Annotated in this window: 24 protein-coding genes and 1 pseudogene; 15 read left to right on the top strand and 10 right to left on the bottom strand. The window is 49.5% G+C overall.

What is annotated here, in order from left to right; all coding sequences use genetic code 11:
• Positions 1 to 89: 89 nt before the first annotated feature.
• On the top strand, positions 90 to 518 hold the full coding sequence (locus tag H6G89_RS05290; RefSeq protein ID WP_190504211.1) for an FKBP-type peptidyl-prolyl cis-trans isomerase: 429 nt from the start codon (positions 90 to 92) through the stop codon (positions 516 to 518).
• 177 nt (positions 519 to 695) lie between these two features.
• The gene (gene gatB / locus H6G89_RS05295) at positions 696 to 2183 is read left to right on the top strand and encodes an Asp-tRNA(Asn)/Glu-tRNA(Gln) amidotransferase subunit GatB (protein ID WP_190504212.1); all 1488 of its coding nucleotides are present in this window, start codon (positions 696 to 698) and stop codon (positions 2181 to 2183) included.
• Positions 2184 to 2631: 448 nt separating this feature from the next.
• Here gatB and H6G89_RS05300 read toward each other — a convergent pair whose 3' ends face one another.
• Positions 2632 to 2808: a hypothetical protein gene (locus H6G89_RS05300; RefSeq protein ID WP_190504401.1), complete on the bottom strand. Its 177-nt coding sequence runs from the start codon at positions 2806 to 2808 to the stop codon at positions 2632 to 2634.
• Positions 2809 to 3007: 199 nt separating this feature from the next.
• Between H6G89_RS05300 and ffh the strand changes: the two genes are divergently transcribed.
• The 7 genes from ffh (at position 3008) to H6G89_RS05335 (ending at position 11314) form a co-directional block, all read left to right on the top strand.
• Positions 3008 to 4489: a signal recognition particle protein gene (gene ffh, locus H6G89_RS05305; protein ID WP_190504213.1), complete on the top strand. Its 1482-nt coding sequence runs from the start codon at positions 3008 to 3010 to the stop codon at positions 4487 to 4489.
• Between the two features lie 557 nt (positions 4490 to 5046).
• On the top strand, positions 5047 to 5295 hold the full coding sequence (gene rpsP, locus H6G89_RS05310; RefSeq protein ID WP_190504214.1) for a 30S ribosomal protein S16: 249 nt from the start codon (positions 5047 to 5049) through the stop codon (positions 5293 to 5295).
• Positions 5296 to 5318: 23 nt separating this feature from the next.
• The gene (locus H6G89_RS05315; protein ID WP_309229621.1) at positions 5319 to 5699 is read left to right on the top strand and encodes a KH domain-containing protein; all 381 of its coding nucleotides are present in this window, start codon (positions 5319 to 5321) and stop codon (positions 5697 to 5699) included.
• Between the two features lie 190 nt (positions 5700 to 5889).
• The gene (gene rpsU, locus H6G89_RS05320) at positions 5890 to 6063 is read left to right on the top strand and encodes a 30S ribosomal protein S21 (RefSeq protein ID WP_190504215.1); all 174 of its coding nucleotides are present in this window, start codon (positions 5890 to 5892) and stop codon (positions 6061 to 6063) included.
• 117 nt (positions 6064 to 6180) lie between these two features.
• On the top strand, positions 6181 to 7140 hold the full coding sequence (locus H6G89_RS05325; protein ID WP_190504216.1) for a PhoH family protein: 960 nt from the start codon (positions 6181 to 6183) through the stop codon (positions 7138 to 7140).
• Positions 7141 to 7338: 198 nt separating this feature from the next.
• The gene (locus H6G89_RS05330) at positions 7339 to 10440 is read left to right on the top strand and encodes an Npt1/Npt2 family nucleotide transporter (protein WP_190504217.1); all 3102 of its coding nucleotides are present in this window, start codon (positions 7339 to 7341) and stop codon (positions 10438 to 10440) included.
• Between the two features lie 391 nt (positions 10441 to 10831).
• On the top strand, positions 10832 to 11314 hold the full coding sequence (locus tag H6G89_RS05335) for a Crp/Fnr family transcriptional regulator (RefSeq protein ID WP_190504218.1): 483 nt from the start codon (positions 10832 to 10834) through the stop codon (positions 11312 to 11314).
• Positions 11315 to 11503: 189 nt separating this feature from the next.
• Here the strand turns inward: H6G89_RS05335 and H6G89_RS35575 are convergent, their stop codons facing one another.
• On the bottom strand, positions 11504 to 11626 hold the full coding sequence (locus H6G89_RS35575; protein WP_255519367.1) for a hypothetical protein: 123 nt from the start codon (positions 11624 to 11626) through the stop codon (positions 11504 to 11506).
• A gap of 18 nt (positions 11627 to 11644) precedes the next feature.
• On the opposite strand from H6G89_RS35575, the gene H6G89_RS05340 reads away from it, so the two are divergent.
• The gene (locus H6G89_RS05340; protein ID WP_199336534.1) at positions 11645 to 12706 is read left to right on the top strand and encodes a S1C family serine protease; all 1062 of its coding nucleotides are present in this window, start codon (positions 11645 to 11647) and stop codon (positions 12704 to 12706) included.
• A 451-nt stretch (positions 12707 to 13157) separates the two neighbouring features.
• Here H6G89_RS05340 and H6G89_RS05345 read toward each other — a convergent pair whose 3' ends face one another.
• The gene (locus H6G89_RS05345) at positions 13158 to 14171 is read right to left on the bottom strand and encodes a stage II sporulation protein M (protein WP_190504219.1); all 1014 of its coding nucleotides are present in this window, start codon (positions 14169 to 14171) and stop codon (positions 13158 to 13160) included.
• A gap of 199 nt (positions 14172 to 14370) precedes the next feature.
• Here H6G89_RS05345 and H6G89_RS05350 point away from each other — a divergent pair, with 199 nt between their 5' ends.
• Positions 14371 to 15297 carry a hypothetical protein gene (locus tag H6G89_RS05350; RefSeq protein ID WP_190504220.1) on the top strand — a complete coding sequence of 309 codons (927 nt, stop codon included), beginning with the start codon at positions 14371 to 14373 and terminating at the stop codon, positions 15295 to 15297.
• Here the strand turns inward: H6G89_RS05350 and trmD are convergent.
• Entirely contained in the window at positions 15294 to 16010 is a 717-nt protein-coding gene (gene trmD / locus H6G89_RS05355; RefSeq protein ID WP_190504221.1) for a tRNA (guanosine(37)-N1)-methyltransferase TrmD, read from the bottom strand. The two genes, H6G89_RS05350 and trmD, sit on opposite strands and share 4 nt — an antisense overlap.
• A 346-nt stretch (positions 16011 to 16356) precedes the next feature.
• Between trmD and H6G89_RS05360 the strand changes: the two genes are divergently transcribed.
• From H6G89_RS05360 to H6G89_RS05370, 3 genes are all read left to right on the top strand, one after another.
• Positions 16357 to 17208 carry a cyanophycinase gene (locus H6G89_RS05360; protein ID WP_190504388.1) on the top strand — a complete coding sequence of 284 codons (852 nt, stop codon included), beginning with the start codon at positions 16357 to 16359 and terminating at the stop codon, positions 17206 to 17208.
• Positions 17209 to 17486: 278 nt separating this feature from the next.
• The gene (gene cphA / locus H6G89_RS05365; RefSeq protein WP_190504222.1) at positions 17487 to 20231 is read left to right on the top strand and encodes a cyanophycin synthetase; all 2745 of its coding nucleotides are present in this window, start codon (positions 17487 to 17489) and stop codon (positions 20229 to 20231) included.
• A 130-nt stretch (positions 20232 to 20361) separates the two neighbouring features.
• Positions 20362 to 20697 carry a DUF4870 domain-containing protein gene (locus tag H6G89_RS05370; RefSeq protein WP_199336556.1) on the top strand — a complete coding sequence of 112 codons (336 nt, stop codon included), beginning with the start codon at positions 20362 to 20364 and terminating at the stop codon, positions 20695 to 20697.
• A gap of 50 nt (positions 20698 to 20747) precedes the next feature.
• On the opposite strand, the gene H6G89_RS05375 is transcribed toward H6G89_RS05370, so the two are convergent.
• The 3 genes from H6G89_RS05375 to H6G89_RS36350 all read right to left on the bottom strand — a co-directional run bounded on the left by H6G89_RS05375 (position 20748) and on the right by H6G89_RS36350 (position 21691).
• Entirely contained in the window at positions 20748 to 21035 is a 288-nt protein-coding gene (locus tag H6G89_RS05375; protein WP_190504224.1) for an MSMEG_0570 family nitrogen starvation response protein, read from the bottom strand.
• 28 nt (positions 21036 to 21063) lie between these two features.
• On the bottom strand, positions 21064 to 21465 hold the full coding sequence (locus H6G89_RS05380) for a YkvA family protein (protein ID WP_190504225.1): 402 nt from the start codon (positions 21463 to 21465) through the stop codon (positions 21064 to 21066).
• A 124-nt stretch (positions 21466 to 21589) separates the two neighbouring features.
• Positions 21590 to 21691: a PEP-CTERM sorting domain-containing protein gene (locus tag H6G89_RS36350; RefSeq protein WP_190504226.1), complete on the bottom strand. Its 102-nt coding sequence runs from the start codon at positions 21689 to 21691 to the stop codon at positions 21590 to 21592.
• Between H6G89_RS36350 and H6G89_RS34850 the strand changes: the two genes are divergently transcribed.
• A complete protein-coding gene (locus tag H6G89_RS34850; RefSeq protein ID WP_190504402.1) occupies positions 21654 to 22133 on the top strand; it encodes a hypothetical protein in 480 nt (159 codons plus the stop codon). The genes H6G89_RS36350 and H6G89_RS34850 overlap by 38 nt on opposite strands.
• Before the next feature lie 20 nt (positions 22134 to 22153).
• On the opposite strand, the pseudogene H6G89_RS36355 reads toward H6G89_RS34850, so the two are convergent.
• From H6G89_RS36355 to H6G89_RS05400, 3 genes and pseudogenes are all read right to left on the bottom strand, one after another.
• Positions 22154 to 22831 (bottom strand): annotated as a pseudogene (locus tag H6G89_RS36355) (hypothetical protein); the annotation flags it as partial.
• 1130 nt (positions 22832 to 23961) lie between these two features.
• A complete protein-coding gene (locus H6G89_RS05395; RefSeq protein WP_190504227.1) occupies positions 23962 to 25362 on the bottom strand; it encodes a ferredoxin:protochlorophyllide reductase (ATP-dependent) subunit N in 1401 nt (466 codons plus the stop codon).
• A gap of 14 nt (positions 25363 to 25376) precedes the next feature.
• The gene (locus H6G89_RS05400; protein WP_190504228.1) at positions 25377 to 25826 is read right to left on the bottom strand and encodes a DUF5331 domain-containing protein; all 450 of its coding nucleotides are present in this window, start codon (positions 25824 to 25826) and stop codon (positions 25377 to 25379) included.
• Positions 25827 to 25869: the final 43 nt, after the last annotated feature.

Genomic DNA, 25869 nt, shown 5'->3' on the forward strand with positions numbered 1-25869 from the left:
GAAGATTTAAGATGCACCTTGACACAACGTGTATCTAAAACGTGGTTTAAGACCATCATTCCTACAGCATCAAATAAAGGAAAGAGACAATGGCACAAGCAAAAACTGGCGATACAGTAACCGTTCATTACACCGGAAAGCTAGACGATGGCACGATCTTTGACTCCTCTATCGATCGCGAACCGCTGCAATTCTCAATCGGCGCAGGTAACATGATCCCCGGTTTTGAACAGGCAGTCATCGGCATGAGTCCTGGAGAGTCTAAAACTCAGACCATCTCCTCAGAGGATGCCTACGGTGAACATTATCCTGAAATGGTTGTCGTAGTCGATCGCCAGCAGATCCCCCCAGAGTTGCCCATTGGTGTGGGTCAACAACTGCAAATTCAGCAACCTACCGGACAAGTGATTCCCGTCATCATCACTGATGTCACCGACTCAGAAGTCACCCTCGATGCTAATCATCCCCTCGCAGGTGAAGATCTGACCTTTGAGATTCAACTCGTCGCGATTTCATAAAGCAGTAGGGCACATTCATCATCAGTCAGGGCGGATTTTAGTGATGAACTGGTATTTTTGCCATTGCTTCTAAGCCGATCCGCCCTGAAAGGCATTCGTGCGATCGCCTTCCCTGTTCCCACTCCTTAGCACTCATTCCGCTACAATATAAAGCCAATTGTCGATGCCTCTGGTTCTATGACTACCGCCGCACCCGTCAAAACTGAGTACGAAGCTATCATCGGGTTAGAAACCCATTGCCAACTCAAAACGGACACCAAAATCTTTTGTAATTGCTCCACGTCATTTAACACTCCCCCCAACGAGAACGTTTGCCCAATCTGCATGGGGATGCCGGGAGTGTTGCCCGTTCTCAACCAGAGCGTGCTGGAATATGCAGTGAAAGCAGGCTTGGCACTGAACTGCACAATCGCCGACCACAGCAAATTTGACCGCAAGCAATACTTTTATCCTGACCTGCCCAAAAACTACCAAATCTCGCAATACGACCTGCCAATCGCGGAACATGGTTGGCTAGAGATCGAGTTGGTTGACAAGGGCAGCGGCACTGCCACACGTAAACGCATTGGCATCACCCGTCTGCATATGGAAGAAGATGCAGGCAAGCTTGTCCACGCTGGCAGTGAGCGGCTCTCAGGCTCAACCTATTCCCTCGTAGACTTCAACCGCACTGGCGTTCCCCTGGTCGAAATCGTCTCTGAACCCGACATGCGATCGGGTCGTGAAGCGGCAGAATACGCCCAGGAGTTACGCCGCATTTTGCTGTACCTGGGGGTCAGCGACGGCAACATGCAGGAAGGCTCCCTCCGCTGTGATGTCAACATCTCTGTGCGTCCTGTGGGAACTGAGAAGTTTGGCACGAAGGTCGAGATCAAAAACATGAACTCGTTCAACGCGATCGAACGGGCAATCAATTACGAGATCGAACGGCAAATCCAGGCGATCGAAGCGGGTGAGCGCATTGTTCAAGAGACGCGCCTGTGGGAAGAAGGGGCACAACGCACCATCAGTATGCGCGTCAAGGAAGGCTCCAGCGATTACCGCTACTTTCCGGAGCCAGACCTGGGCCCCATCGAAGTTTCCCCAGAGCAACTAGAGGCGTGGCGATCGCAACTGCCTGAGTTACCCGCTCAAAAACGGCACCGCTATGAAAATGAATTGGGCTTGTCTGCCTATGATGCGCGTGTGCTCACCGATGACCGGGCGATCGCGGAATACTTTGAGACAACTGTCACTGCCGGAGCACCCGCCAAACAAGCGGCTAACTGGATCATGGGGGATATCAGTGGCTATCTCAACAACGAAAAGAAGAGCATTGGCGACATTGCCCTCAAGCCTGAAACCCTGGCAGAAATGATTGGTTTGATCGAAGACAACACCATCAGCAGCAAGATTGGTAAGGATATCCTGCCAGAGTTGCTGGTGCAGGGTGGCTCTGCCAAAGCTCTGGTCGAAAGCAAAGGACTGATTCAGATCTCGGATACAGGGGCGATCGAAGCGGCGATCGATGCTGTCATCGCTGCCTTCCCGGATGAGTTGGAGAAGTACCGGGGTGGCAAAACGAAACTTTTGGGGTTCTTTGTGGGTCAAGTCATGAAGCAGACGGGTGGACGGGCTGACCCGAAGCTGACAAACCAGCTTTTACTTCAAAAATTGAATGGTTAATTGTTTCAACAAGGGTGTGTTTTGGGAGACGGATTATTCAGATCGTCTGCCAATCCGCCTTTTTTGCAGCCTGGTTGCGGCATTTAATCGATCTCAGAGAGAAAAACTCCAGGGAATTTTACAAAAATCCCTGGTTTTTTTTGAAAAAGTTTCATTTAGGGGGTGACACCCCCCATACCTCCAATGGCATAATGTGATAAGTAGATGCACCCTGATGGTAGGGAGAGTTAATCAAATGGCTCTCCCTTTTTTTATTGCTTGAGGCTAAGCGCAAGGGATTGGGGAGAGTGAGAGGTCAAGAGTCAGGGGTCAATAGTCAATAGTCAATGGTCAACAGTCAGTGGTCAGTGGTTAGTGGTCAATGGTTAGTGGTCAGTAGTCAGGGGTTAATAGCCGTAATCAGTGGGTAACGATCGACCCTTGAAGAGCCACCTCAAAGATGAGCCAGCTACACCACAAACCACATACGATTGAGAGTTAACGATTGACCATCAACCATCAACGATTGACTATTGACCATCAGCCATTGACTATTGACCATCAGCCATTGACCATTGACCATCAGCCATTGACCATTGACCATCAACCATTGACCATCAACCATTGACCATTGACCATCAACCATTGACCATCAACCATTGACCATTGACCATCAGCCATTGACAATCCGATTTATCTTATAACAGCCTTAAAAAACTGACCTGCGCGAAATGCCGGATTTTTAAGGAAAACTAATTTTATTGATGGAGCGATCGCCCTGTTTAGAACGACTACTTCTAGAATGGATCGAAGATACATAAATCACTGCGTCAGAACCTATCCCCATGTTTGAAGCCCTATCCGATCGCCTTGAATCTGCTTGGAAAAAGCTGCGAGGACAGGACAAGATTTCAGAATCCAACATTCAAGAAGCACTGCGCGAAGTACGTCGTGCTCTATTAGAAGCGGATGTTAACCTCCAGGTCGTTAAAGATTTTGTGGCTGACGTGCAAACCAAAGCTCAGGGAGCAGAGGTTATCGCTGGAGTTCGTCCCGATCAGCAGTTCATCAAAATTGTTCACGATGAGTTGGTTGCGGTCATGGGGGAAACTAACGTTCCCCTGGCAGAAGCAACCGATGCGCCGACAATCGTCCTGATGGCAGGTCTACAAGGAACTGGAAAAACCACCGCTACGGCTAAACTTGCCCTCCATCTCCGCAAGCAAAATCGCGAAACCCTGCTGGTTGCCACCGACGTCTATCGACCGGCGGCGATCGACCAGTTGATCACACTCGGCAAACAAATTAATGTGCCTGTGTTTGAGATGGGATCTGATGCAGATCCTGTGGAGATTGCCCGTCAGGGGGTCGCCAAAGCCAAAGCCGATGGCATTGATACAGTCATCATCGACACCGCAGGACGCTTGCAGATCGATCAGGACATGATGGCGGAGTTGGCGCGGATTAAAGAGACCGTGCAACCCCACGAAGTGCTGCTGGTGGTAGATGCAATGACGGGGCAAGAAGCTGCCAACCTGACCCGCACCTTCCATGAACAAATCGGCATTACCGGAGCTATTCTCACCAAGATGGATGGTGATACGCGAGGTGGGGCAGCATTGTCGGTGCGGCGCATCTCCGGGCAACCCATCAAATTTGTCGGGGTGGGCGAAAAGGTCGAGGCATTGCAACCCTTCTATCCCGATCGCATGGCATCGCGGATCTTGGGGATGGGGGATGTGCTGACTCTGGTTGAAAAAGCTCAGGAGGAAGTCGATTTTGCAGAGGCGGAGAAGCTGCAAGAAAAGATCATGTCCGCCAAGTTTGACTTCACCGACTTTTTGAAGCAGACTCGGATGTTGAAATCGATGGGTTCCCTCGGTGGCATCATCAAGATGATCCCCGGCATGAACAAGCTGTCGAGTGATCAGCTAGAGCAAGGGGAAGCCCAGTTAAAACGGGCAGAGGCGATGATCAACTCGATGACGGTTGAGGAACGCAAAAACCCTGACTTACTGGCTGGTTCCCCTAGTCGTCGTCGCCGCATCGCCAAAGGCTCTGGCTATGGCTTGGAGGATGTGAGCAAGTTGGTCAGCGATTTCCAGAAGATGCGATCGCTGATGCAGCAGATGAGTCAGGGACAATTCCCCGGCATGGGTGGGATGCCTGGAATGGGTGGTGGTATGGGCGGATTGTTTGGCGGTGGTGCCCCGGCGATGGGCAACCCTCGCGGCAACCCTCCCGGTTGGCGGGGCTATCCCGGTGGTGGTGCACCCCCTAAGAAAAAGAAAAAAGAGAAGAAGAAGAAGGGATTTGGGACGCTGTAGGTTAATGGTTAATGGTTAATCGTCAATGGTTGATGGTCAGTGGCTAATGGTTAATGGTTAATCGTCAATGGTTGATGGTCAGTGGCTAATGGTCAGCTGTTAAATGCTGTTCCAAACCTGTTGATAGCCTTGGTGAGGACCTCCTGTCTTCCCCCTTACCAGGGCTACGGTGTACACACAAGTCTTTTCAGACCCCTAAATTCCTTACTTTGGAAGACTTTGAGCCTTCGTCGAGGGGCTTGACCCAACCCAAAACACCCGTACTTGGAACCGATGCCAAGCGTCCCTTTGGGTGAACCGAAACACCTTCTGCTGGGGGGGGTGGGGAAGGCAGTGGCGTCCCCAATGGGGTTTGGGAGAGGCTCCCCCAATGCCTGGTTTTCAAACGTTTGAACCAACCATGCATCTAATTGACCAGCTAAATCTTTTACCATCGTGGTACGATTGATAGTCCATCGTCTAAAATTGAAAAGTTGTTGGCACGCAAACGCGATCGCCAATGTTTTGGTTTGAAGATTACAGCTATTTGAAGATTACTAGGAGCACAATTTTCAGGCATGATCAAACTTCGCTTGAAGCGGTACGGCAAAAAACGGGAAGCGAGCTATCGGATTGTAGCGGCACAGAGCACCACTCGCCGCGATGGTCGTCCCTTAGAAGAGTTAGGGTTCTACAATCCCAGAACCGATGAAGTAAAACTCAAGGAAGAGGCAATTATTAAACGCTTGAAGGAAGGCGCACAACCCACTGAAACTGTGCTTCGCCTTCTCAAGAAAGCCAATATCCTTGAACAAGCCCGTGCCTGAATTCACCCGCATCTTACTCAACCGTGCCTGACATAGCCCCTACTCAGAACACTACCTCCTCTGCTGCCAGTCCAGACTATGTCGGGTTGGTCAGATTTTTGATGGAGCCTTTCCTCGAATCTCCCAGTTCACTCAAGGTGGATTGCGAAGTTTCTCCTCGTAAATCGAGGGTGCTGATTCGTGTTGCCTTTGAAGGAGAAGATAAAGGTCGAGTGTTTGGGCGGGGTGGGCGCAATATCCAGGCGATTCGCTCCGTGTTGCAGGCGATCGCCCAAGCGGCCGGGTATTCAGCGCACCTGGATATCTACGGCAGTCAGTCGGCGGGTCGTGAGGGTGGTTCCGATGACAAACCCCCATCCTCGCGATCGCAACCTCGCCGTCCTCCCCGTCCCCATCGAAATTGATTGTTTTGCCCACGTCATGGTATGGACTGCTGGCTATGCCCATTCCCAAACCAACGTACTGATCAAAGCTCAACTATTCATGATTTGACTCTGTAGCTGTTATAAAAGAGGACAATTCCTACTTTTACAGGCGATGGGAGTCCTGTAGCATGGATATCAAAGTTTTGATGTAAGGAGGTGACAATCGCGAGTGGCAGAGGTTCGTCTGGGAGAAAATGAATCAATTGAATCGGCGTTGAGACGCTTTAAAAAGAAAATCCAGAAAGCTGGCATCTTATTTGAAGTGAGACGGCGAGAAAGGTACGAAAAACCTAGTTTGCGTCGCAAAAAGAAAGTTGAAGCTGCCCGCAAACGTCGTGTCTAGATGGTCTAGGCGCGTGTCAACCCTGAGATAACAGGTTAGACTTAAAAAACTATTGCTAGAACGCCTGAAATCCGAAATGAAACAGGAATTCAGGCGTTTTCTGATTCACTACAGTCGATGGGCACATCACGAACAATTGAATTGCCAAGTCCTGAGAGCGCGATCGCTCTTGCAGGACAACAGGAAGAAAATTTGAAACAACTGGCACAGCAGACCGGAGCCTCGATTGTGTTGCGGGGGCAGCAGTTGCTGATTTCTGGCAGCGACAAACAGGTCGAGTTGAGTGAACGCCTGGTGCGATCGCTTGAACCCTACTGGAGCATTGGCAAAAGCATCACGGGTGTAGATATTTTGACGGCTCGCCATGCTTTGGATACACAACGCCCGGAAGATCTGCAAGCCTTGCAGCAAGACGTTGTAGGGCGTACCCGACGCGGCGAGGAAATTCGAGCCAAGACGTTTCGGCAACGACAATATGTCCAAGCCATACGGACGCACGATCTGACGTTTTGCATCGGTCCTGCTGGAACGGGCAAAACTTTTTTAGCGGCTGTCTTAGCTGTTCAAGCCTTGTTGTCGGGTCAATATGAGCGGTTAATTTTAACGCGGCCTGCCGTTGAAGCAGGAGAGAAACTGGGCTTTTTGCCGGGGGACTTGCAGCAAAAGGTCAATCCCTATCTGCGTCCGCTCTATGATGCGCTGTATGAAATGACCGACCCCGAAAAAATTTCTGGCTTGATGGAGCGGGGCATTATCGAGGTGGCTCCCATTGCCTATATGCGAGGTCGCACGCTCAATAATTCGTTCATCATTTTAGATGAGGCACAAAACACCACTCCTGCCCAAATGAAGATGGTATTGACCCGCCTTGGGTTTCGCTCGCGCATGGTCGTGACAGGCGACACAACCCAAACAGACTTACCTCCAAATCAAGCATCTGGTTTAGTGGTGGCTCAGCGCATTCTGCAACATGTAGAGGGCATTGCCTTCTGCCATTTGTCGAAAGCTGATGTAGTGCGACATTCGCTGGTGCAACGCATTGTCACAGCGTATGAAAGCTATGAGCAACATTCTTAGGCAGCATCGTGAAGAAGCATCCGTAAAATCACAGGGGGCGATCGCACCTACTCCAAAATTGGGCATTCTTTTTACTAGAAATCGTCTGTTCATCCGGAAAATCAGCCAAAATAACCAAGAGTTACTCACAATTGCCCTAGACCATGTTTAATAGAGGCAATCATCGCTTCTGGTTAGGAGGCATACACACAAAACTGCATGGAACTCAATCGGTGGTCTACAACAGGTGAAGGAGCGTTAGGACGGAGGTTGTTACGGTGGTTAAATCTCCGACCTGAAGAGAGTGAACGTACCTTCTTAATGTTTGCCTTCTACACGGCCACCTCCATGGGTCTGGTGTGGTTTGAAGCCAGTACAGTTGCCTTATTTTTGGATCGCTATAACGTTGAGTATTGGCTTCCCTGGATTTATGTTGCCAGTGCAGGGACTGGGTCTTTCCTGGGTTTTGTCTATTCTCGGCTACAAAAAATCCTGCCACTGCGTTGGGTGATCGTCATCGTTGCATTGTTGATGGCGTTCCCCATTCTGGGCTTTCGGATTGGTTTGGGATGGGAAGACAAAGCCCCACTCTTCGCCGGGATCGCGGCGGTCGGTATCACCGTTTTCCTGATGCGGTTGTGGTTAGAAGCGGTTTACGTCTTGCATGACCTCAACACGTCCATTACTGCCAACCAGCTCTTTAACATTCGAGAAATCAAACGCGCCTACCCTCTCATTAGCAGCGGCATTTTAGTCGCAGATGTGTTGAGTGGCTTTTCGCTGCAACTGCTGGTGCGCGTTGTCCAAAACCTGAGCAACGTCATTTTGTTGGCGTTTGGCTTGATGCTGATTGGCGCAGGGATTCTCCTATATCTGTGCCAGACCTATCAGCAAGCCTTTCCTGATTCGCCACGAAGACTGCAAGAACAGCAACCCGAATTTACCAATCGCCGTCTCCAGGGTCCGTTGCGCCGCTATGTGCTGTTTTTGTTCGGGTTCTTTATCCTGGCACAGGTACTGTTTTTGCTGGTTGATTTCCAGTTTCTCAGTCAACTGCAACAACAGTCAGGTCCAGAGGGAACTGAACTGAGTGCGAGTCAGATTGCTGGATTCCTGGGTTTGTTTAACGGGGTACTGGGTATTTGTGAGTTGCTTATGCAGTGGTTAGCATCAAGCCGCGTGATTGAACGGCTTGGTGTGTTTGCGTCAGCAATGCTGTTGCCTGGGGCGATCGCCATTCTGGGTACCCTGTCTACAACCTTACTCTTGACTGGCTTTGGGCAAGCTCCTCTGCTCTTTGGCAGTCTGGTTCTACTGAAGTTTTTGGACGAGCTATTACACTACACGCTATTTGCTAGCGTCGGTCCTGTACTGTTCCAACCCATTCCAGATACTATGCGGGGTGGGCTGCAAGCGGTAGTGCGTGGGATTGCCGAACCCCTCTCCACGGGAGCAACGGGGTTAGCCATCCTGGGATTGGTGTGGCTCAGCCAACAGGCTGGGGTGCAGATGCAGGGCAGGCAGGACATTTTACTGGCGATCGTGATTCTGGCGATGCTCTGGTTTGCTTGCATCTGGTATTTGCGGACGCAATACGTCGGGCTGTTAGTGCTAAGTGCAGAACGGGGTCAACTGAGTGTGTCTGATGTTGACCTGCGAGAACTCAAACGAGCCGTTGTTGAAGCTCTGGATCAACCGGGCACTGAGGCAGATAAGCGATCGTGTATTGAGTTATTGAGCCATATTGACCCTAAAAATTTGGGTGAAGTCTTAGCTCCATTGCTGATTAAGTTGCCACCATCATTGCAACGCCAGAGCCTAGAGGAAATGATGGTGTATCCCAATCCGGCTTATCTGGATCAGGTGAGAGCCTTGATGAGACAACCGCTGCGCCCTGAGGTGTTGGCGGTGGCATTGCGCTATGTTTGGTTAACAGAAGAAAACGCCGATATTGAAGAGTTGCGTCACTTCCTTCGTCCGAGTGAAGATCCCGTTGTGCGTGGAACGGCTGCCTCAATTCTGCTACGACGTGGGGATGGGCAACAAAAAGCAGAAGCAACCGAAACCCTGCGACGTATGTTGACCCACGAGCGGGAGCGGGAACGGGTGATGGGTTGTCGGGCGTTAGGGGAAGCTGTTTATATGCAATCCCTGCGGCTACATATTGACCGATTGTTGCAGGATGAGTCGTTGCGGGTGCGCTGTGCCCTGTTGGAGGCGATCGCCGCAACGCACTTAGAAGAATACTATCCCTCCCTCCTGAAAGGCTTGCACTATAAGTCAACCCGTGAGGCAGCTATGCAAGCTCTGGTGAGGCTTGAGAATGAGGCAATCCCCATGTTGGTGAAACTGGGTGAAGATGTCCGCAAGTCAGAGTTAGTTAGAACAACCGCCTGGAGCACGATTGGGCAAATTGGCACGATTGAGGCACTGGATGCATTAGTCTCTTACCTCATGACCTCTTGGGGGTCGATGCGCCGTAATATTCTGCGCATCCTCTTACATCTACCCCAGGAAAAAGGTATCGACATCGTTTCAGACACCCTCGGTCGTAGTGGAGTCGAGAGCTTGATCAACCAGGAACTCCGATGCATGGGACAAATTTATGCCAGCTTGATTGATTTTGACCCCAATCAGGTGTCCGGTATGGAAGCTGAGTTGTTGTATCGTGCTCTGTTAGACATGCAAGCTGACGCCATTCAACGGTTATTTTTGTTGATGCGCTTTTTGTATCCCTCCAGTGCGATCAGGGCAGCTGACTTTAACTTACAGTCTGGCTCCTGGGAAAATGTGGGACGCGGCCTGGAAATCTTAGACAACACTCTGGATATCCCCGGAAAACGAGCCGTTCTGAGTATTCTCGATCGCCGCAGTGATCAGGAAAAGATGGAGAGCTTATCCGATTATGTCGTTTATACACCGATGACTCCGAGTCAGCGGTTGCGCCAGTTGTTGGAGTTGCGTCATTTTCTGTCAGATTGGGCATTGGCGTGTTGTTTTCATGTCGCCCGACAGTCTCGTTGGAGTGTGACGACAGAACAGGCGGTATTTGGTTTACAACACCCAACGGGGTTTGTGCGCGAGGCAGTGTTGGGATATCTGAGAATTGCTTCACCGCGCGTGTTGCGAGAGCTATTGCCAATGCTCAAGGATGACCCTGATCAGCTCGTTGCCGCTCAGGTGAAAAACCTTTTGGCAGAACCGAAGTTGCGATCTCTTCGAGAGACCCACAAGGGGTCGCCCCATCCCTTACCTCCCAAAATCATCAAGTCCAATGGTGCTGTTCGCTTCCCCAATGAACCCGGATTTGCCCCTCCGTGAGTGGGAGTTTTCAGCAAGTGCCCCAGGTGAAGCATTAAATATTACACTGATTTTGCTTTGATCATGGTAAGTGTTGTCTAAAGGCAATTAGAATCCTCTTAATTGGGCAATCTAAAGGAAAGGCAATACTATTTGGGATTGTAGAACTTGAATTTTGGATGACAAAACCCTGATTGAAAACCATCTGAACAGTAGCTTCACTTTTCCAAAGAGGTCATTGCAATACTCAATCCTTCACTCTCACAAAGGTGAGTTGAGTGCTATACCATTTCAAGTTTGGATTGCTTTAACAGCGAGGCTGAAAGTTACTGATTAAGAAGTATCCTCAATCTAAAATCGCCAATCCAAAATCGGTTTGTGGAGTGTGCCTGAAGTCGTTGAATGATTTTTTATGCTAACCAGTGTTGATCGGTTGCTATTTGTTAGAGGAGTTCCAATCTTTAAAGAATTGCGGGATGACTTCCTCGTCAGATTGGCATCCATTATGGATGAGTTGTCATTTCCCGCTAAACATACGATCTTTACTCAGGGACAAGAGGGGCGATCGCTCTACATTTTGGTGTCAGGTCGAGTCCGAGTCCACGTTAGTAGTCGCGAGTTGGCACGGTTAGAACAAGGGGCGTGTTTTGGGGAGATGTCGTTGTTTGATGCAGAACCCCGTTCAGCCTCCATCACTACCCTGGAGCCCTGCGAATGTCTGATCCTGACGCAACAACAACTCTACGAGGCGATCGATGAGACTCCGGGTATCGCTGTTAACATCATTCGCTTGTTGTCGCGACGCATTCGTGAGTTAAACATCAAACTCAATGCTCAAAACGAAGGGGTTCGCAAACTGCCCCCCATCATTCACGAAAAGTTGGCGGAACTGTAGACGATGTTGGTAGGACGTTAGGATTGGCGGTCGGTTAGGAATTATAGCTTTGGTCAGCAAGCTCAGGACAATGGCTCAAATCCTGATGTTGGGGTAGCTTTCTGACTCGCCTCCGCCCATCAAATGTGGCTATGTCAGGGGTTTCAAAACCTTTGTCAATCAACCAAAAAACTTTACTCCTCTACTCCTCTACTTCTCCACTCCCCATTCCCTCGCATGGTGTAGTATCCGAAAAAAGAGTAGCGATCGCCCTACATCAACGATTTTTAGCCCCACAATTCGATTTTTCCCTGGCAAAAATGGAGAAACCATGTCTAGGGAGTTACAACCGTGACGCTATTGAAACTTGTATCTAATGACAATAGTTCGACTGAGGCGGTATCAACTCCCCCATCGACTACCGATTTGTCTGTTACAGACGCCGTGCTGTTGGATGCCTATTCTCAAACCGTAATGCAGGTGGCAGAAAAGGTGAGCCCATCCGTCGTCAACATTGAGGTCTATCAAGCGCAACAGGGGCGATCTCAGCGAGGGCAATGGAGGCGACAGGATGAGGCAAAGGGCAACGGGTCTGGCTTTATCATCACACCGGATGGCTACATTCTCACCAATAGTCACGTCGTGAGTGGAGCCTCTCGCATTGAGGTGACATTAGCCGATGGACGCAAACTCAGTGCAGAGTTAGTAGGCGATGATCCCGATACCGATCTGGCAGTCATCCGTATTCATGCGGCTCAACTCGCGCCTGTGACTATGGGCGACTCAGCAAGCGTTCGAGTGGGACAGGTAGCGATCGCCATTGGTAACCCCTATGGCTTTCAAGCAACGGTAACGGCTGGTGTCGTGAGTGCCTTGGGGCGATCGTTTCGTTCTCGCTCAGGAAGATTGATTGATGATGTGTTGCAAACGGATGCAGCACTAAACCCCGGCAACTCTGGCGGTCCACTCGTGAACTCTCGTGGTGAAGTGATTGGAGTGAATACCGCCGTGATTTTACCTGCTCAAGGTATTTGTTTTGCCACTGCCGTCAACACTGCCAAGTTTGTAGCTGCTCGGCTCATCAAAGATGGCAAAATTCAGCGTGGCTACATTGGTGTAGTGGGACAAAATACCCCATTACATCGTCGTCTAGTCCGTTTTCACGATCTGCTGGTTGAGAGCGGTGTGTTGGTGATCTCGACAGAACCGGGTAGCCCCGCCCAGCAAACGGGGTTGCATCAGGGAGATGTGATTATCGGCTTTGGCAACCGACCCATTGCCAACATCGATGACCTCCATCGTTATCTTGCAGAACACCCGCTCGGAGTCCGCTCATCCATTACCATTCTCAGGGGAACCGAAAAAGTGGCTCTACCGATCGTGCCCGAAGCAGTGAAGGGGGCGAGAGGTTAAAAGAGTCAGGACTTACGCCGTTAGATCCCCCAATCCTAATGCCTGTTTCTCACATGCTTGAAACAACCAGCATCTAATTTGGAAGGAAGCAGCGATCGGTATATACAGTAGCTTCTTAAGGGAGTTTGGGGGATCTAATACCAATTTGAATTGGCTTCGCTGCACATGATTCCGTAAGGGCGTTTCGCGAAACGCCCCTACCCAGGGATCTGCCACAATCAAACATTAAATCGGTATAACGACGTAATATAGCTTTGGTCAGCAAGCTTACGACAAAGGCAATGGCTGAAACCCTTAGGCTGGGAAAGCTTCCTGACTCGCCTTCGCCCCATGGAATGTGGCTACGGCTATAATGCGTATCTAACGTTAACAACAGCCTATTTCATCTCCAAATCCCTACCTTTCTACCCCATTCCCCTACGCCTCACTGCTTCACCCTCTTAGCTCTCCTTTATTCTCCACTTCCACTCCCTTCCTCTTTGGGTTTGCGGCGACTACAGTAAGCGACTAACAATGCAAATAGGGTAATCCCAGCTAAATATTTGAAGGCATCTGGAATAGCAGGGTTGGGTGAGAAGAAGCCTTCAATCACTCCTGCCACAACTAATAGCGGAATAATACCGCAGACTAACTGGGCAGCTTGTATGCCGTAATAGCGTAAGGCATCGGGGCGACGATATTTTCCTGGAAAGAGAATTCCCCTTGCTAGCAGTAATCCCGCTCCTCCGGCGAAAAAGATAGCTGGTAACTCTAGCGACCCGTGAGGAAACACAAACGCCCAAAAGGGATAGGCTAGATTGTTTTGCCCAACCAGTGTGGCAACGGCTCCAATTAACAGCCCATTCATAAACAGCAGGTACACCGTAAACACCCCTGGCGGAGTCAGCATTGGTATTTCTGGTAGAAACATCGTCACCCCTCCAAAGATGGCAAACAGGGATACAGCGATGTTGTTGATCATGATGCCACTAGAGGCAAGCGGCTCAATACCAATGATTGACCCCATCCACAACTCACCGCGATCGCGCACTTTGGAAATCAACTCCTCCGGCACCACCAATGCCATAAACGCTGGATCTCGCCAGGAAAACCACCAGCCAATTAAGCCTCCCAACAGAAATAGGGCAGTTGCCACAGCAATGTAAGCAAAGTTGCGTTGCACGGTTGCTGGAAACCCCCAGAGGCAAAATTCCAGGGCGGAGTTCCACTCTTGTCGCCGCGATCCCTGATAAATCTGGTTGTATCCTCGTGAGGTTAACAGTTGCAGTTCTTGAGTGAGCGATTGACTCACTGGATTGCTTCTAATTCGGGCTAAATCGGCCGAAACCGACCGATACAGGCTAGCCAACAGCTTGATCTCATTAGCTCTCAACGATTTCAAGCCCTTGCGTTCGACCTGTTTCAGCAGAGCATCTAAACGTTTCCAATCCGGTTCACGGCGGGCAATCCAGCGTTGAATGTTCATAATTCGTGAACTTTTCCAGAGTTAAATTCAGCCTAATTTAAGATAGCCTTGAAACCTTTTGAATCGTGGTTATGAAAATTTTTTAATTCATTCCGCAAGCTCATTCTATATAGCAACCCCAACTGGATTGTGGGAGGCATGTCCCATCGGAGTGCGCCTCTCACAACCTGCTTCTCTCACAACTTCTTAGAACTGCTATATGTCTCAAAATCTCAGCCCTATCAGTCCGCTTAAACCCCTCAACGTTGGCAACGTTGTCAGTGCTGGCATCGTGCTCTATCGATCGCACCTCAAGTCTTACATGGGGGTCGCTCTACAGGGCGCATTGTGGTCGCTTCTACCATTTTTAGCCCTGTTACCTATCGGGTTGTTGTTCTATGGCTTGTTTTCCCCAGATTCTGGTTTCCCACCGCTCCTCTGGTTACTGATACCCGTCTGGTTGTTTTTTCTCGTCTTTTGTTTTGCAAAATACCTGCTCTACTCCGCCTTGCTGGCTCGATTAGCCTTCAACGATTTAAACAGCCAGCCCGAAACCGTCCGTGAGGCTCGTCAACAGTTAAATACGCGCCTGTGGTCATTCTTTTGGGTTGCCATCCTAGTCGCTTTATTGATGCTTTGTGCTTACCTGGGCATGGCATTTGTTGTCGGGATTTCAGCCCTAGCCCTCACCTTTATCCTGGTCAATCTCATTGGAGACATTGCAGCCAGCGTTATTGTAGGTATTTTCGTCTTATTAGGTATCGCCGTTGGATTGACCTGGTTTTTCTCGCGGTGGTTTATCTCTGAGGTGGTGCTGGCAGCGGAGGATGGTATTGATATTGGTCGCAGTGTCAGCCGCAGTTGGGAGCTAACAGAGGGTTCAGTATGGCGAATTCAGGGCGTGATCTTGATTGCATTTCTTATTACCCTCCCCCTCCTGGCCTTGACCAACTACATTCCTTCGATCGCCCTTACCCAAATTGAGCCTGCTTCCCCAACTTACTTTGTGGTTTACGGGATCTCTTTAATCACCAGCTTTATTGGATGGATTATCGTGTTCCCCTTCTGGCAATCGGTCAAGAGTGTGCTCTACTATGACCTCCGCAATCGGCGTGAAGGGTTTGGGCTAAAGTTACGAGATAGTTAAATTCCCTCCTCACGACTCCCTGGTTCCTCTGCCTTCAGCCAAGCCTCATATAAGTCAGGACGGCGATCGCGGGTTCGTTGAATTTGCTGCTCTCGTCGCCACTGGGCGATCGCTTGATGATTACCAGATAGCAATACCTCTGGGACTGTCAAGCCACGAAACTCAGCCGGACGAGTATATTGCGGATAATCGAGCAACCCTGCTTCAAAGCTCTCTGCCTTCAGCGATTCTTCCTTACCCACCGTACCCGGCAACAGTCGAATCACCCCATTGAGCAGCGTCAGAGCCGGAATTTCACCGCAGGTCAGGACAAAATCTCCCAAGGAGACTTCCCGATTGACCAGATGTAACACACGCTCATCTAATCCTTCGTAATGTCCACAAATCACAACGAGTTGGTCAAAGTTCGTTGATAATTCCTGAAATAATTTTTGGTTCATTGTCTGCCCCTGAGGGGTCATCAAAAGCACCTGTCGCCGGGGTAAAACGGGAACTGACTCGACAGCCGCAAAAATTGGCTCTGGCTTCATTAGCATGCCTACGCCACCGCCATAAGGCTCATCATCTACCCGCCGATGCTTGTCAAGGGCAAAGTCTCGCGGGTTAATCAGAGAAACAGCTGCAATTTGTTTTGCCAGAGCTTTGCCCAACAAACCGGAATTGAGGGGAGATGTAAAGAAATCTGGAAATAGTGTAATGATGTCAAATCGCACGAAAATAACTCTATAGTGCTATGCATCAAGATTAAGACAAAGGGGATCTAAGACATTGCTCTCAACGGGAGGTCATGCTTTTACACCCCAGCCTAACTTTGATGACGATTGCTATAAATTTGGGATGATTACGTAATCCAGGAAGAATTTGTAGTTTTATTCTATGTTCTTAATAAACCTTTAATAATTTAATAAGATTAAAGTGATCAGGATAGGGATATCTTTGTGAGCCAGCCATTTACAACCATTACACTTGTAAAGTCTAAACAAATCGATGAACAGAAGTGGCATCAACTTCGGCAACCTCTTGGAGCGAATCAGTAACTTCATGTCTAGGAACGATATGATGCTGCAACTAGAATCTCAATTTTCTCCACAGAGGATGTCTCAATCCACAAAAACTGCCGTTATGGTCATCGGCGGCGCAGAAGACAAAGTTCACGGTCGTCAAATCCTCCATACTTTTTATAATCGAGCCGGAGGAACAGACGCCCAAATTGCCATCATTCCTTGTGCATCACGCGATCCCGAAGCGATCGGGCACCGCTACCAGGATATCTTTACGGATATGGGGGCGAAAGCGATCGAGATTCTTGATATCCGCGAACGCGAACAAGGGCAAGACTCCCTCTGGCAATCCTTCATTCATAACTGCACTGGGGTTTTTATGACTGGAGGTGACCAATTGCGCCTTTGTGGTCTGATGGCAGATACCCCCATTATGGACACGATTCGGATTCGTGCCCAGTTGGGTGAAATTACGCTGGCAGGCACCAGTGCAGGAGCCGCTGTGATGGGGCAACATATGATCGCCGGAGGAGGCAGTGGTGAATCTCCTAATCGATCCCTGGTGGATCTGACGACTGGATTGGGTATCATTCCAGACGTCATTGTGGATCAGCACTTCCACAACCGGAACCGGATGGCGCGGTTGATGAGTGCGATCGCGGCTTATCCTGACAAACTCGGTATTGGCATTGATGAAGATACCTGTGCTCTGTTTGAAAGTAGCCGCTCTTTTCAAGTAATTGGCAAAGGCACTGTGACGGTGATTGATCCGGCAGAGATGTGCCATACCAATTATCAAGATATCGGCACCACCGATCCCCTCAGCATTCATAATCTGCGGGTTCACATCTTGAGTCATGGCGATCGCTACGACATTCACAAACGTAGCTCCACTACAGAATCTCACTAACCTGATCATCGTTGCCAAATTCTCTCAGCCTCACCAAAATCACCTACCCGGATGACTTCACAGAATGAAGCACAATCACAGATTGTTGTCGTACTCTTAGGGAATAACTCCTCCATTTTCTTGCGCAGATAGTGTTTTCACCCTGGAGAATCGATTGCAAATCTAGGAAAAATGTTCATAGTGAACGTTTATCGACTCCCTAAAGCGTGAGACTAGTTGGTTGGTGTCATTTGCTGCTAATGCTGCTCTACCGCCGCACGATCCCTTGATATATTGCTATGAAAATCCTCAAGACCCAAACGCTGCGAGGTCCTAACTACTGGAGCATCCGCCATCATAAGGTTGTCGTGATGCGTCTAGATTTGGAAGACCTGGCAGAGCGTCCGTCAAATCAGATTCCCGGTTTTTATGAAGGTCTAGTCGAAGTATTACCCAGCTTAGTAGAGCACTATTGTTCACCGGGTTGTCGGGGTGGTTTCCTCAGCCGAGTGCAAGAGGGAACAATGATGGGGCACATTGCTGAGCATGTCGCTTTAGAGTTGCAGACACTAGCCGGAATGACCGTTGGGTTTGGGCGCACCCGTGAAACCTCCACTCCGGGTGTTTACCAGGTAGTGATTGAATACCAGGATGAACAGGCTGGACGCTATGCGGCTAGAGCTGCCGTTCGGTTATGTCAGAGCATTGTTGACACGGGTCACTATCCCCTTAATGAACTGGAACAAGACCTCAAAGACCTGCGTGAATTTGCAGTTGATGCAGCCCTTGGACCCAGCACCGAAAATATCATCAAAGCAGCAGAGCTACGGGGAATTCCGTGGATGCCGTTAAGCACCCGTGCTTTGATTCAACTGGGGCATGGAGCGTATCAAAAACGGATTCAAGCCAGCTTGACCAGCTCCACAGGTATTTTAGGAGTTGAGCTGGCCAGCGACAAAGAGGGAACCAAACGTCTGTTGCGCGACGCAGGGGTTCCGGTTCCCAGAGGCACTGTTATTTACTATTTGGATGAGCTAGAGCAAGCCATTGACGATGTTGGGGGTTTCCCCATTGTGATCAAGCCACTAGATGGTAACCATGGACGGGGAATTACCATCAACATCACCTCGTGGGATCTGGCGGAAGAAGCCTACGACGCCGCGAAGGCAGAGTCACGCACCAAAGCCGTTATCGTAGAACGGTATTACACCGGGCAGGATCATCGCATTTTAGTCGTCAATGGCAAAGTCGTTGCTGTAGCAGAGCGCGTACCCGCCCATGTGATTGGCGATGGCAAATCCACGATTTCTCAGTTGATTGACGAAACCAACCAAGATCCCCGTCGTGGTGAAGGTCACGATAATGTGCTGACCCAGATCGAACTCGATCGCACCAGTTTCCAGTTGTTGGAGCGACAGAGCTACACCCTCGATACCGTGTTACCGATTGGGCAGATTTGCTATCTCAAGGCAACAGCTAACCTGAGTACCGGGGGCATCGCCGTCGATCGCACCGATGACATTCACCCAGAAAATATCTGGATTGCGGAACGAGTCGCCAAGATCATCGGACTCGACATTGCTGGGTTGGATGTGGTCACCTCCGATATTTCTCGCCCATTACGAGAAACCGATGGTGTGATCGTCGAGGTCAATGCGGCTCCGGGCTTACGGATGCACTTTTGCCCCAGTGAGGGTATCCCGCGCAATGTGGGAGAGGCGATCGTGGATATGCTGTTTCCGCCCGGTGCGCCAACCCGTGTACCCATCGTTGCGATCACGGGTACCAATGGCAAAACGACAACCACTCGTCTGATTGCCCACATCTTCCGACAAACCCGTCAAGTGGTTGGCTACACCACGACCGATGGCATCTATATTGGCGATTATCTGGTGGAACGGGGCGATACAACTGGACCTCAAAGTGCTCAGGTGATTCTGCAAGACCCCACCGTTGAAGTGGCTGTGCTAGAGACGGCACGAGGGGGCATTTTGCGATCGGGCTTAGGGTTTACCCAATGCGATGTTGGGGTCGTCTTGAATGTTGCCGCTGATCATTTAGGCATTGGGGACATTGACACTGTTGAAGAGCTAGCCCACCTCAAGAGTGTTGTAGTAGAGTCGGCTCGTCCCAATGGATACGCCATTCTGAATGCGGATGATCCCCTGGTGGTGGCAATGGCAAAGCGAGTCAAGGCTCAGATCGCCTACTTCTCAATGAACCCTGACAATGAGGTTGTCCGAACCCACGCTCACCAGGGCGGATTGGCAGCAGTCTATGAGAACGGCTACCTGTCGATTTTGAAAGGGGATTGGACCCTGCGGATCGAACAAGCCGTGAATCTGCCCCTCACGATGGGTGGACGGGCTCCCTTTATGATCGCCAATGCGCTAGCAGCCAGTCTGGCAGCGTTTGCTCAGGGCATTCGCATCGAAGATATTCGCACTGCCCTCAACACCTTCCAGGCATCGGTGAATCAAACCCCTGGTCGCATGAATCTGTTCAATTTGGGCAACTATCACGCACTGGTGGATTATGCCCACAATCCCCACAGTTACGAAGCGTTAGGCGCGTTCATTCGCAACTGGCAGGGTGAACACATTGGAGTCGTTGGAGGACCGGGCGATCGCCGTGATGAAGATTTCATTACGCTTGGTCGGCTCTCAGCGGCAATTTTCGATCGCATCGTGGTTAAAGAAGACAACGATACCCGTGGACGAACTCGTGGTGAAGCCGCAGAATTAATTGTCCGGGGCATTCAGCAGATTCAACCCAATTTGCGGTATGAAGTGATTCTGGATGAGACAACGGCAGTCAACACAGCGTTAGATAGTGCCCCTCAAGGTAGTCTGGTTGTGATCTTGCCGGAGTCTGTCGATCGCGCCATTAGCCTGATCAATGCTCGCCGCCCCATTGCCGAAGCTGTAACGACTCCATCTGTCTCTGCTCCCCTCAATGGGACAGAGGAGGCAGTAGAACCGTTGCAAAATGGCTTTCAGACAATCGAGGTGGAGTCTGAGGAGTACGTTCAGTCCGGTGGTTAAGGTTCACAGGGAGGAAATCCGACACTGGATTACGGTTGCCACCCTCCTCAAACCTTAGTGCAGACAGTAGGATTAGGTTACAAGCGTATTGGTGATGCCGTCATTGAGAGGGAAAAATACGATGGAAACCTTGTATGACTCTGATAAACGCAAATTGCTGTCCTCAGCGTGTCATGGGTCAATTTTTATCAGTGCGTTGTTGCTCTCAGCCGGAATCCCGTTAGCGATTCTGTTTGTCTCAGATGATCCGGTTGTCAAAGAAAATGCCAAAGAATCTCTCAATTTCCACTTCAATGTGTGGCTCTACGGCATTATCTTTGGTTTACTGTGTTTCGTGTTGATTGGTTATCCGCTATTGGGGATCTTGTTTATTGTCAACATGGTCATGCCAGTGCTGGCGATCATCAAGTGCTTAAACAATCCAGATGACGTGTTCCGTTATCCGTTCATCTTCCGAATTCTATAAACCATACAAAGCGAAATCCCCAGAGTCTGTGAGATTCTGGGGATTTTGTTTTACTCAATAAATTGCAGAACCTGAACTTTGGGATGTTCTAGAGCCTGAAACCGAGTTGCAGTTTCCTCAATTTGGCGGAGTTGCCCCAATGCCAAACCACAGGGCATTCCATATTTGGCTAAGACGCGATCGCTAGCAATATTGAGGGCAGTGCGCGATCGCACAACAAAATCTTCTAGATCGTACTCACTTCCGGGGGTAAAGTACTCCTTAACAATCAATGAAGGCGAATAACACGTCTCTTTGGAACCATCGGGCCACTGAACTTGAAAACGAATCTCAGGCATGGCAACTTTTAACAGTGATAGAAGAAAATTAATCGATCGAGATTACCCGAATCGTATCACTGCTTTGAGGGCCACGGTTCTCGGCGGCTTCAGGCACATCTTCTCCAAACCAATCCTGCAACTTTTGTCTAGCTGACTGTTTTACGTCTGGTGTGATGCACATAGCTACCGTCACTAATGCCGCTGCTACCGTGCCCAGGTCATCAGCATATCCAATAAAAGGTGTGAAATCTGGGATCGCGTCTGTCGGTAAGATGAAGTAGGCCAATGCAGAATAAATAACCGTTTTAGCCCAAAGTGGAGTTTCTGGTCGTTGAGCCGCATAATACAGCATCAAGACTTTCTCAACCACATCTCTGCCTGCTTGAGTTGCAAACCGCTTCAATTTTTCCCAAAACCCCTTCTCGGAATAATGTGATGAATCTGCCATCGCCTTAACCTTTAGCCACTATTTCTCAACTTTAGCGTGGAGATATTGACCTGTGTGGTAAGGGCGATGCAAACCCGTTTTATGGGAGGTAGTGCAGGCAATTCCCTCTTCAGGGCGATCGCTCCTAAGATTCATCCGAGTCTGAGGACTGCCGACGCTTCAGCCAGAAGCCTGCTCCCATGGTTCCCATGACTAACAAGCTAAGAATGGAAGACGGCTCAGGCACCGAAACTGGATCTGGATCAGGTGATGGGCTGGGGGATGGGCTGGGAGATAAGGTGATCGTGGGTGATGGACTGGGAACTACGGTGCTCGTCGGTGAGGGTGATGGAGCCGGAGTTGTTGGCGAGGGTGATGGAGCAGGAGTTGTTGGCGAGGGCGATGGAGCCGGCGTTGTTGGCGAGGGTGATGGAGCAGGAGTTGTTGGTGAGGGCGATGGAGCAGGAGTTGTTGGTGATGGTGATGGAGCCGGCGTTGTTGGTGATGGCGATGGAGCAGGAGTTGTTGGTGAGGGCGATGGAGCAGGAGTTGTTGGTGAGGGCGATGGAGCAGGAGTTGTTGGTGAGGGTGATGGAGCCGGCGTTGTTGGTGAGGGCGATGGAGCAGGAGTTGTTGGTGAGGGTGATGGAGCCGGTGTTGTCGGTGAGGGTGTAGGCACTGGAACCTGATCCGCAAACAGGGCTACATTATCGAAATTCGTCTGAGCTCCTGCTGAAAACAAACGAATGCTCAACCGTTCGCCTAACCCCAACGGAGTTGCTGTAGAAGTAAAGGTCAGTGTTGAATCAAAGAATCTTCCAAACTGAAAGCTAGTTAAATTTAAACCGTTGCGTGAAACTAGCTCTGAAAGGGTGTCTTCCTCAAGGAGTTGGGTACCTGCAAAGAGCTGCACTTTAAAACTAGGCGGCACTCCCAAACCGAGATCACTCCGCCAACCTACATCAACATTTAAGGTGTAAGTGGTATTTGGTTCTAAGACATTCGTTAACTCTTGAACGAGGAATCCTGCGTTGATGTAGGCTACATAATCATCTGGTGCAGGTGGTGGATTGAAATTACCAGAGGGTGGGCGATAGACCCCGGAGACAATGGGTCCAGCTGGTAGCTCTGCACTCTGTGTCCAACCTGTTACATCGGTCGTAAAACCCCCTGGTCCAAGGGAAACCCCTTCGTCAAAAGATGCATTTTGAACTGTCAGTTGTGCTGCCTGGGCTGGCTCACTCACAGCGAGAGCGACAACGGGCAAGGTACTTAAGACAAGGGCTTTGGGTAGGCTAGATGCGATCGCTCGCATGATGTAAAAGTCCTTTTGTTGAAGAGTAAATGCAGGCATACGATTACCAACCCAGACGTAAATGAATGGCATGTAAAGAAGAGGCTAGTCGCGACCTAAAAAAAGTAGAGGTCACCACTAAAACCGTAAAGTCAACGTCATTAATAAAGAATGAGAAACGTAGGGGCAACGCCAGCAGTCAGGCAACTTACAGATACCAAAACCACTTCAAACTGGGGGTCAATACTAGAGGGGTGTCAGAGTAAAACCGTTTGGTCGGATCAACTTTGCTGAAAGCTAAAGTTAACTGAAAACGCCATCATCAAGTAACTTGCTAATCCAAACAAATAGCCTCCTCCAATCACCCTGAATAATCAGCTCGGTATAGAGCTTCGTACTTCTAGATAAGAGCAATCCTGGTTCAAAGCAACTACCTTCCTGGAGGAGTTACCCTTTACAGAAATGCATTACGCGCTCTAACAATAAGCACCAATTATGGCTCAATGTCAGCTTAATGTTACATTGTTTACAATAAGCGTCATCTGGTTTGCCAGCATCTTTACGCGATCTTCAGAGGGATCATAAATTTAGGCTAGTTATGTAAAGATTGAGTGAACCTAGTCTGCAAATAATTGCCTAACCACTGAGAGATGTACTTAAGCATCTCCGTAAAACGCGCTGTTACCTCTTCTACAATTTTTCGAGCGATCGCTATCTCTCTTGTGAGCCAAACTCACTTATCCAAACTTTTTAGCAGGTGATGAACTGCAAACATCTTTAAAGGCAGGATTTAAGTAACATTGCGGTTCTATACAGTGTTCACAAATTGGTTATGAATAGGAGGGGTGAGACTTCGCTCTAACCAGAAAATTTACCTATGTACCCTTTTCATCTTCCAGTTGGGGTGGCTATCGTCATCCTCAGGAATCGGAATTCAATAAGTTTGATATTTGGCAGGGGCGGGTTTTGCCGTCAAATCCATTGCAAAGCTCAGATTGATCTACTAAACCTGCTCGTACAGTTCGCAGATTGATTAAATCCACAATCCTAAGTAGTTTGTAAAAAGAAGCTCTACAGACAGAAATTTTTAATAGGCATGTCTCTGGCAATGTTTGAAATTGCAACAGAAGTAGTCCCAAAACTTTAGAAAAATAGTAAAAAAAATCCCTGTTATTAGCAGGGATTCTTGTTTTGAGATGGAGATCATTAGCTTTTAAGCAAGTTCAAACATTGGCTTCTTCACGCACTAATTTGTCCCAACCTAAGTCTTTAAGATTGTTATTGCGACGTAGCGGACGAGTGACCAGTTCTAGAATGTCACGCGCATTAGTGAATCCATGAATCTGGGCAAAGGTAAACTCAACTGACCACTTGGTATTGATGCCACGAGCTTCCAGGGGGTTAGCGTGAGCCATACCTGTGATGACGAGATCAGGGCTGAGTTCCTTGATGCGCTGAATTTGGTTGTAGTTATCTGGCTTCTCAACAATTCTCGGTAGGATTACGCCCATTTCGTTGCAGGTTTTCTCCAGCAAGGCAAGCTCTGCGGCTTGATAGCGTTTGTCCATGTAGGGAATGCCGATTTCGGGAACCGTCATGCCACAACGAATCAGGAAGCGTGCCAGGGAGATTTCTAGCAGGTTGTCGCCCATGAAAAAGACAGACTTGCCGCGAATTAACTGGATGTAGTCTTCCAGGCTGTTCCAGATTTGGGCTTCGCGTTCTTCTAACCCTTTGGGAGTGATGCCAAAAACGGAGCAGATTTTCTCAATCCAGGCGCGAGTCCCATCGGGACCAATGGGGAAGGGTGCGCCAATTAGCTTGCACTTGCGGCGGCGCATTAGGGTCGTGGCAGTGCGCGAGAGGAAGGGATTCACGCCACAGACGTAATAACCCTCTTCCAGCACAGGTAGCTCGGTGTAACGTTTGGCCGGTAACCAACCCGATACCTTAATGCCATGTTTTTTCAGTTCCAACGTCAATTGAGTGACAACGGGATCGGGCAGAGAGCCAAACAATACTAGAGGCGGATGGTTGACATACTCTGACTCTTCGGCGGCAACCTCTTCTTTTTTGCGTCCAAAGTTGAGCAACTTAGCGATCGCATTTCTGTCTTCTTTTTCGGCTTCTGGAGCTTTGTCGGGGCAACGCTGCGCCATTGCGGCTAACACGGTGTCTTCGCCCTGGGTAAAGGCGTAGTCCAAACCATTGGCGCGAGCAACCACAATGGGAATGCCGATCTCCGATTCGAGTTTGGGAGCCAAGCCCTCCAGATCCATTTTGATGATTTCGGTGGTGCAGGTGCCAATCCAGACAATCACACTGGGGTTGCGGTCGCGCTTAATCTGCGTACACAACCGTTTCAGCTCTTCATAGTCGTTGAGTTGGGCTGAAATATCGCCTTCTTCGAGTTCTGCCATGGCGTAACGGGGTTCTGCAAAAATCATCACGCCCATCGCGTTTTGCAGAAAATAACCGCAGGTCTTTGTGCCAATGACCAAGAAGAAACTATCTTCAATTTTTTGATACAACCATGCGACGCAACTAATGGGGCAGAAAGTGTGATAGTTGCCAGTTTCGCACTCAAAATTTAAAGCTTGAGGTTCAGGATTTGCCAGAGTCATAAATGGGTTTCCTTTTAAGTGTCTCTAATTCTCACGCCCTCCTCATTTCTGACTCCCTGGCAGGACTCATCAATGGCGACGGGCAAACGACTAGCAGAGGGCTTTTTTTCTTCGATGAGCGTTCCGTTGCGGGAGTCGCGAAACGCTCGCTCTCCACCGGGTAATAGTCTGACATTGTTACCTTCGACCTCACCCAATGTTTCTAGCTCCTCATCTGGGCTGAAGTTCAACCCCAGAGCTACAACGATGCGATCGGGATTGCTGCTGAGATCCACGATCAACGGTAGAAGCTGAGTCAGTTGAGGTTCCAGAGTCGAGAGAGTTGCCAGGATAAAACTGGAGGAGGGACGCCGTTGCCCATCGCAGTTGACCCAGACTCCCAGGCGAACGAGCCAGGATCGATTTTCACGGTAGTAGTTTAACCAGGAGGCTTTTAGCGATCGGCGGAGATGCTCAATGTTCATACGAGGCTTGGGATTAAAGGTTTAAGGGAGATAGGCAACCGAT

Source organism: Oscillatoria sp. FACHB-1407 (genome assembly GCF_014697545.1).
Classification (GTDB): domain Bacteria; phylum Cyanobacteriota; class Cyanobacteriia; order Elainellales; family Elainellaceae; genus FACHB-1407.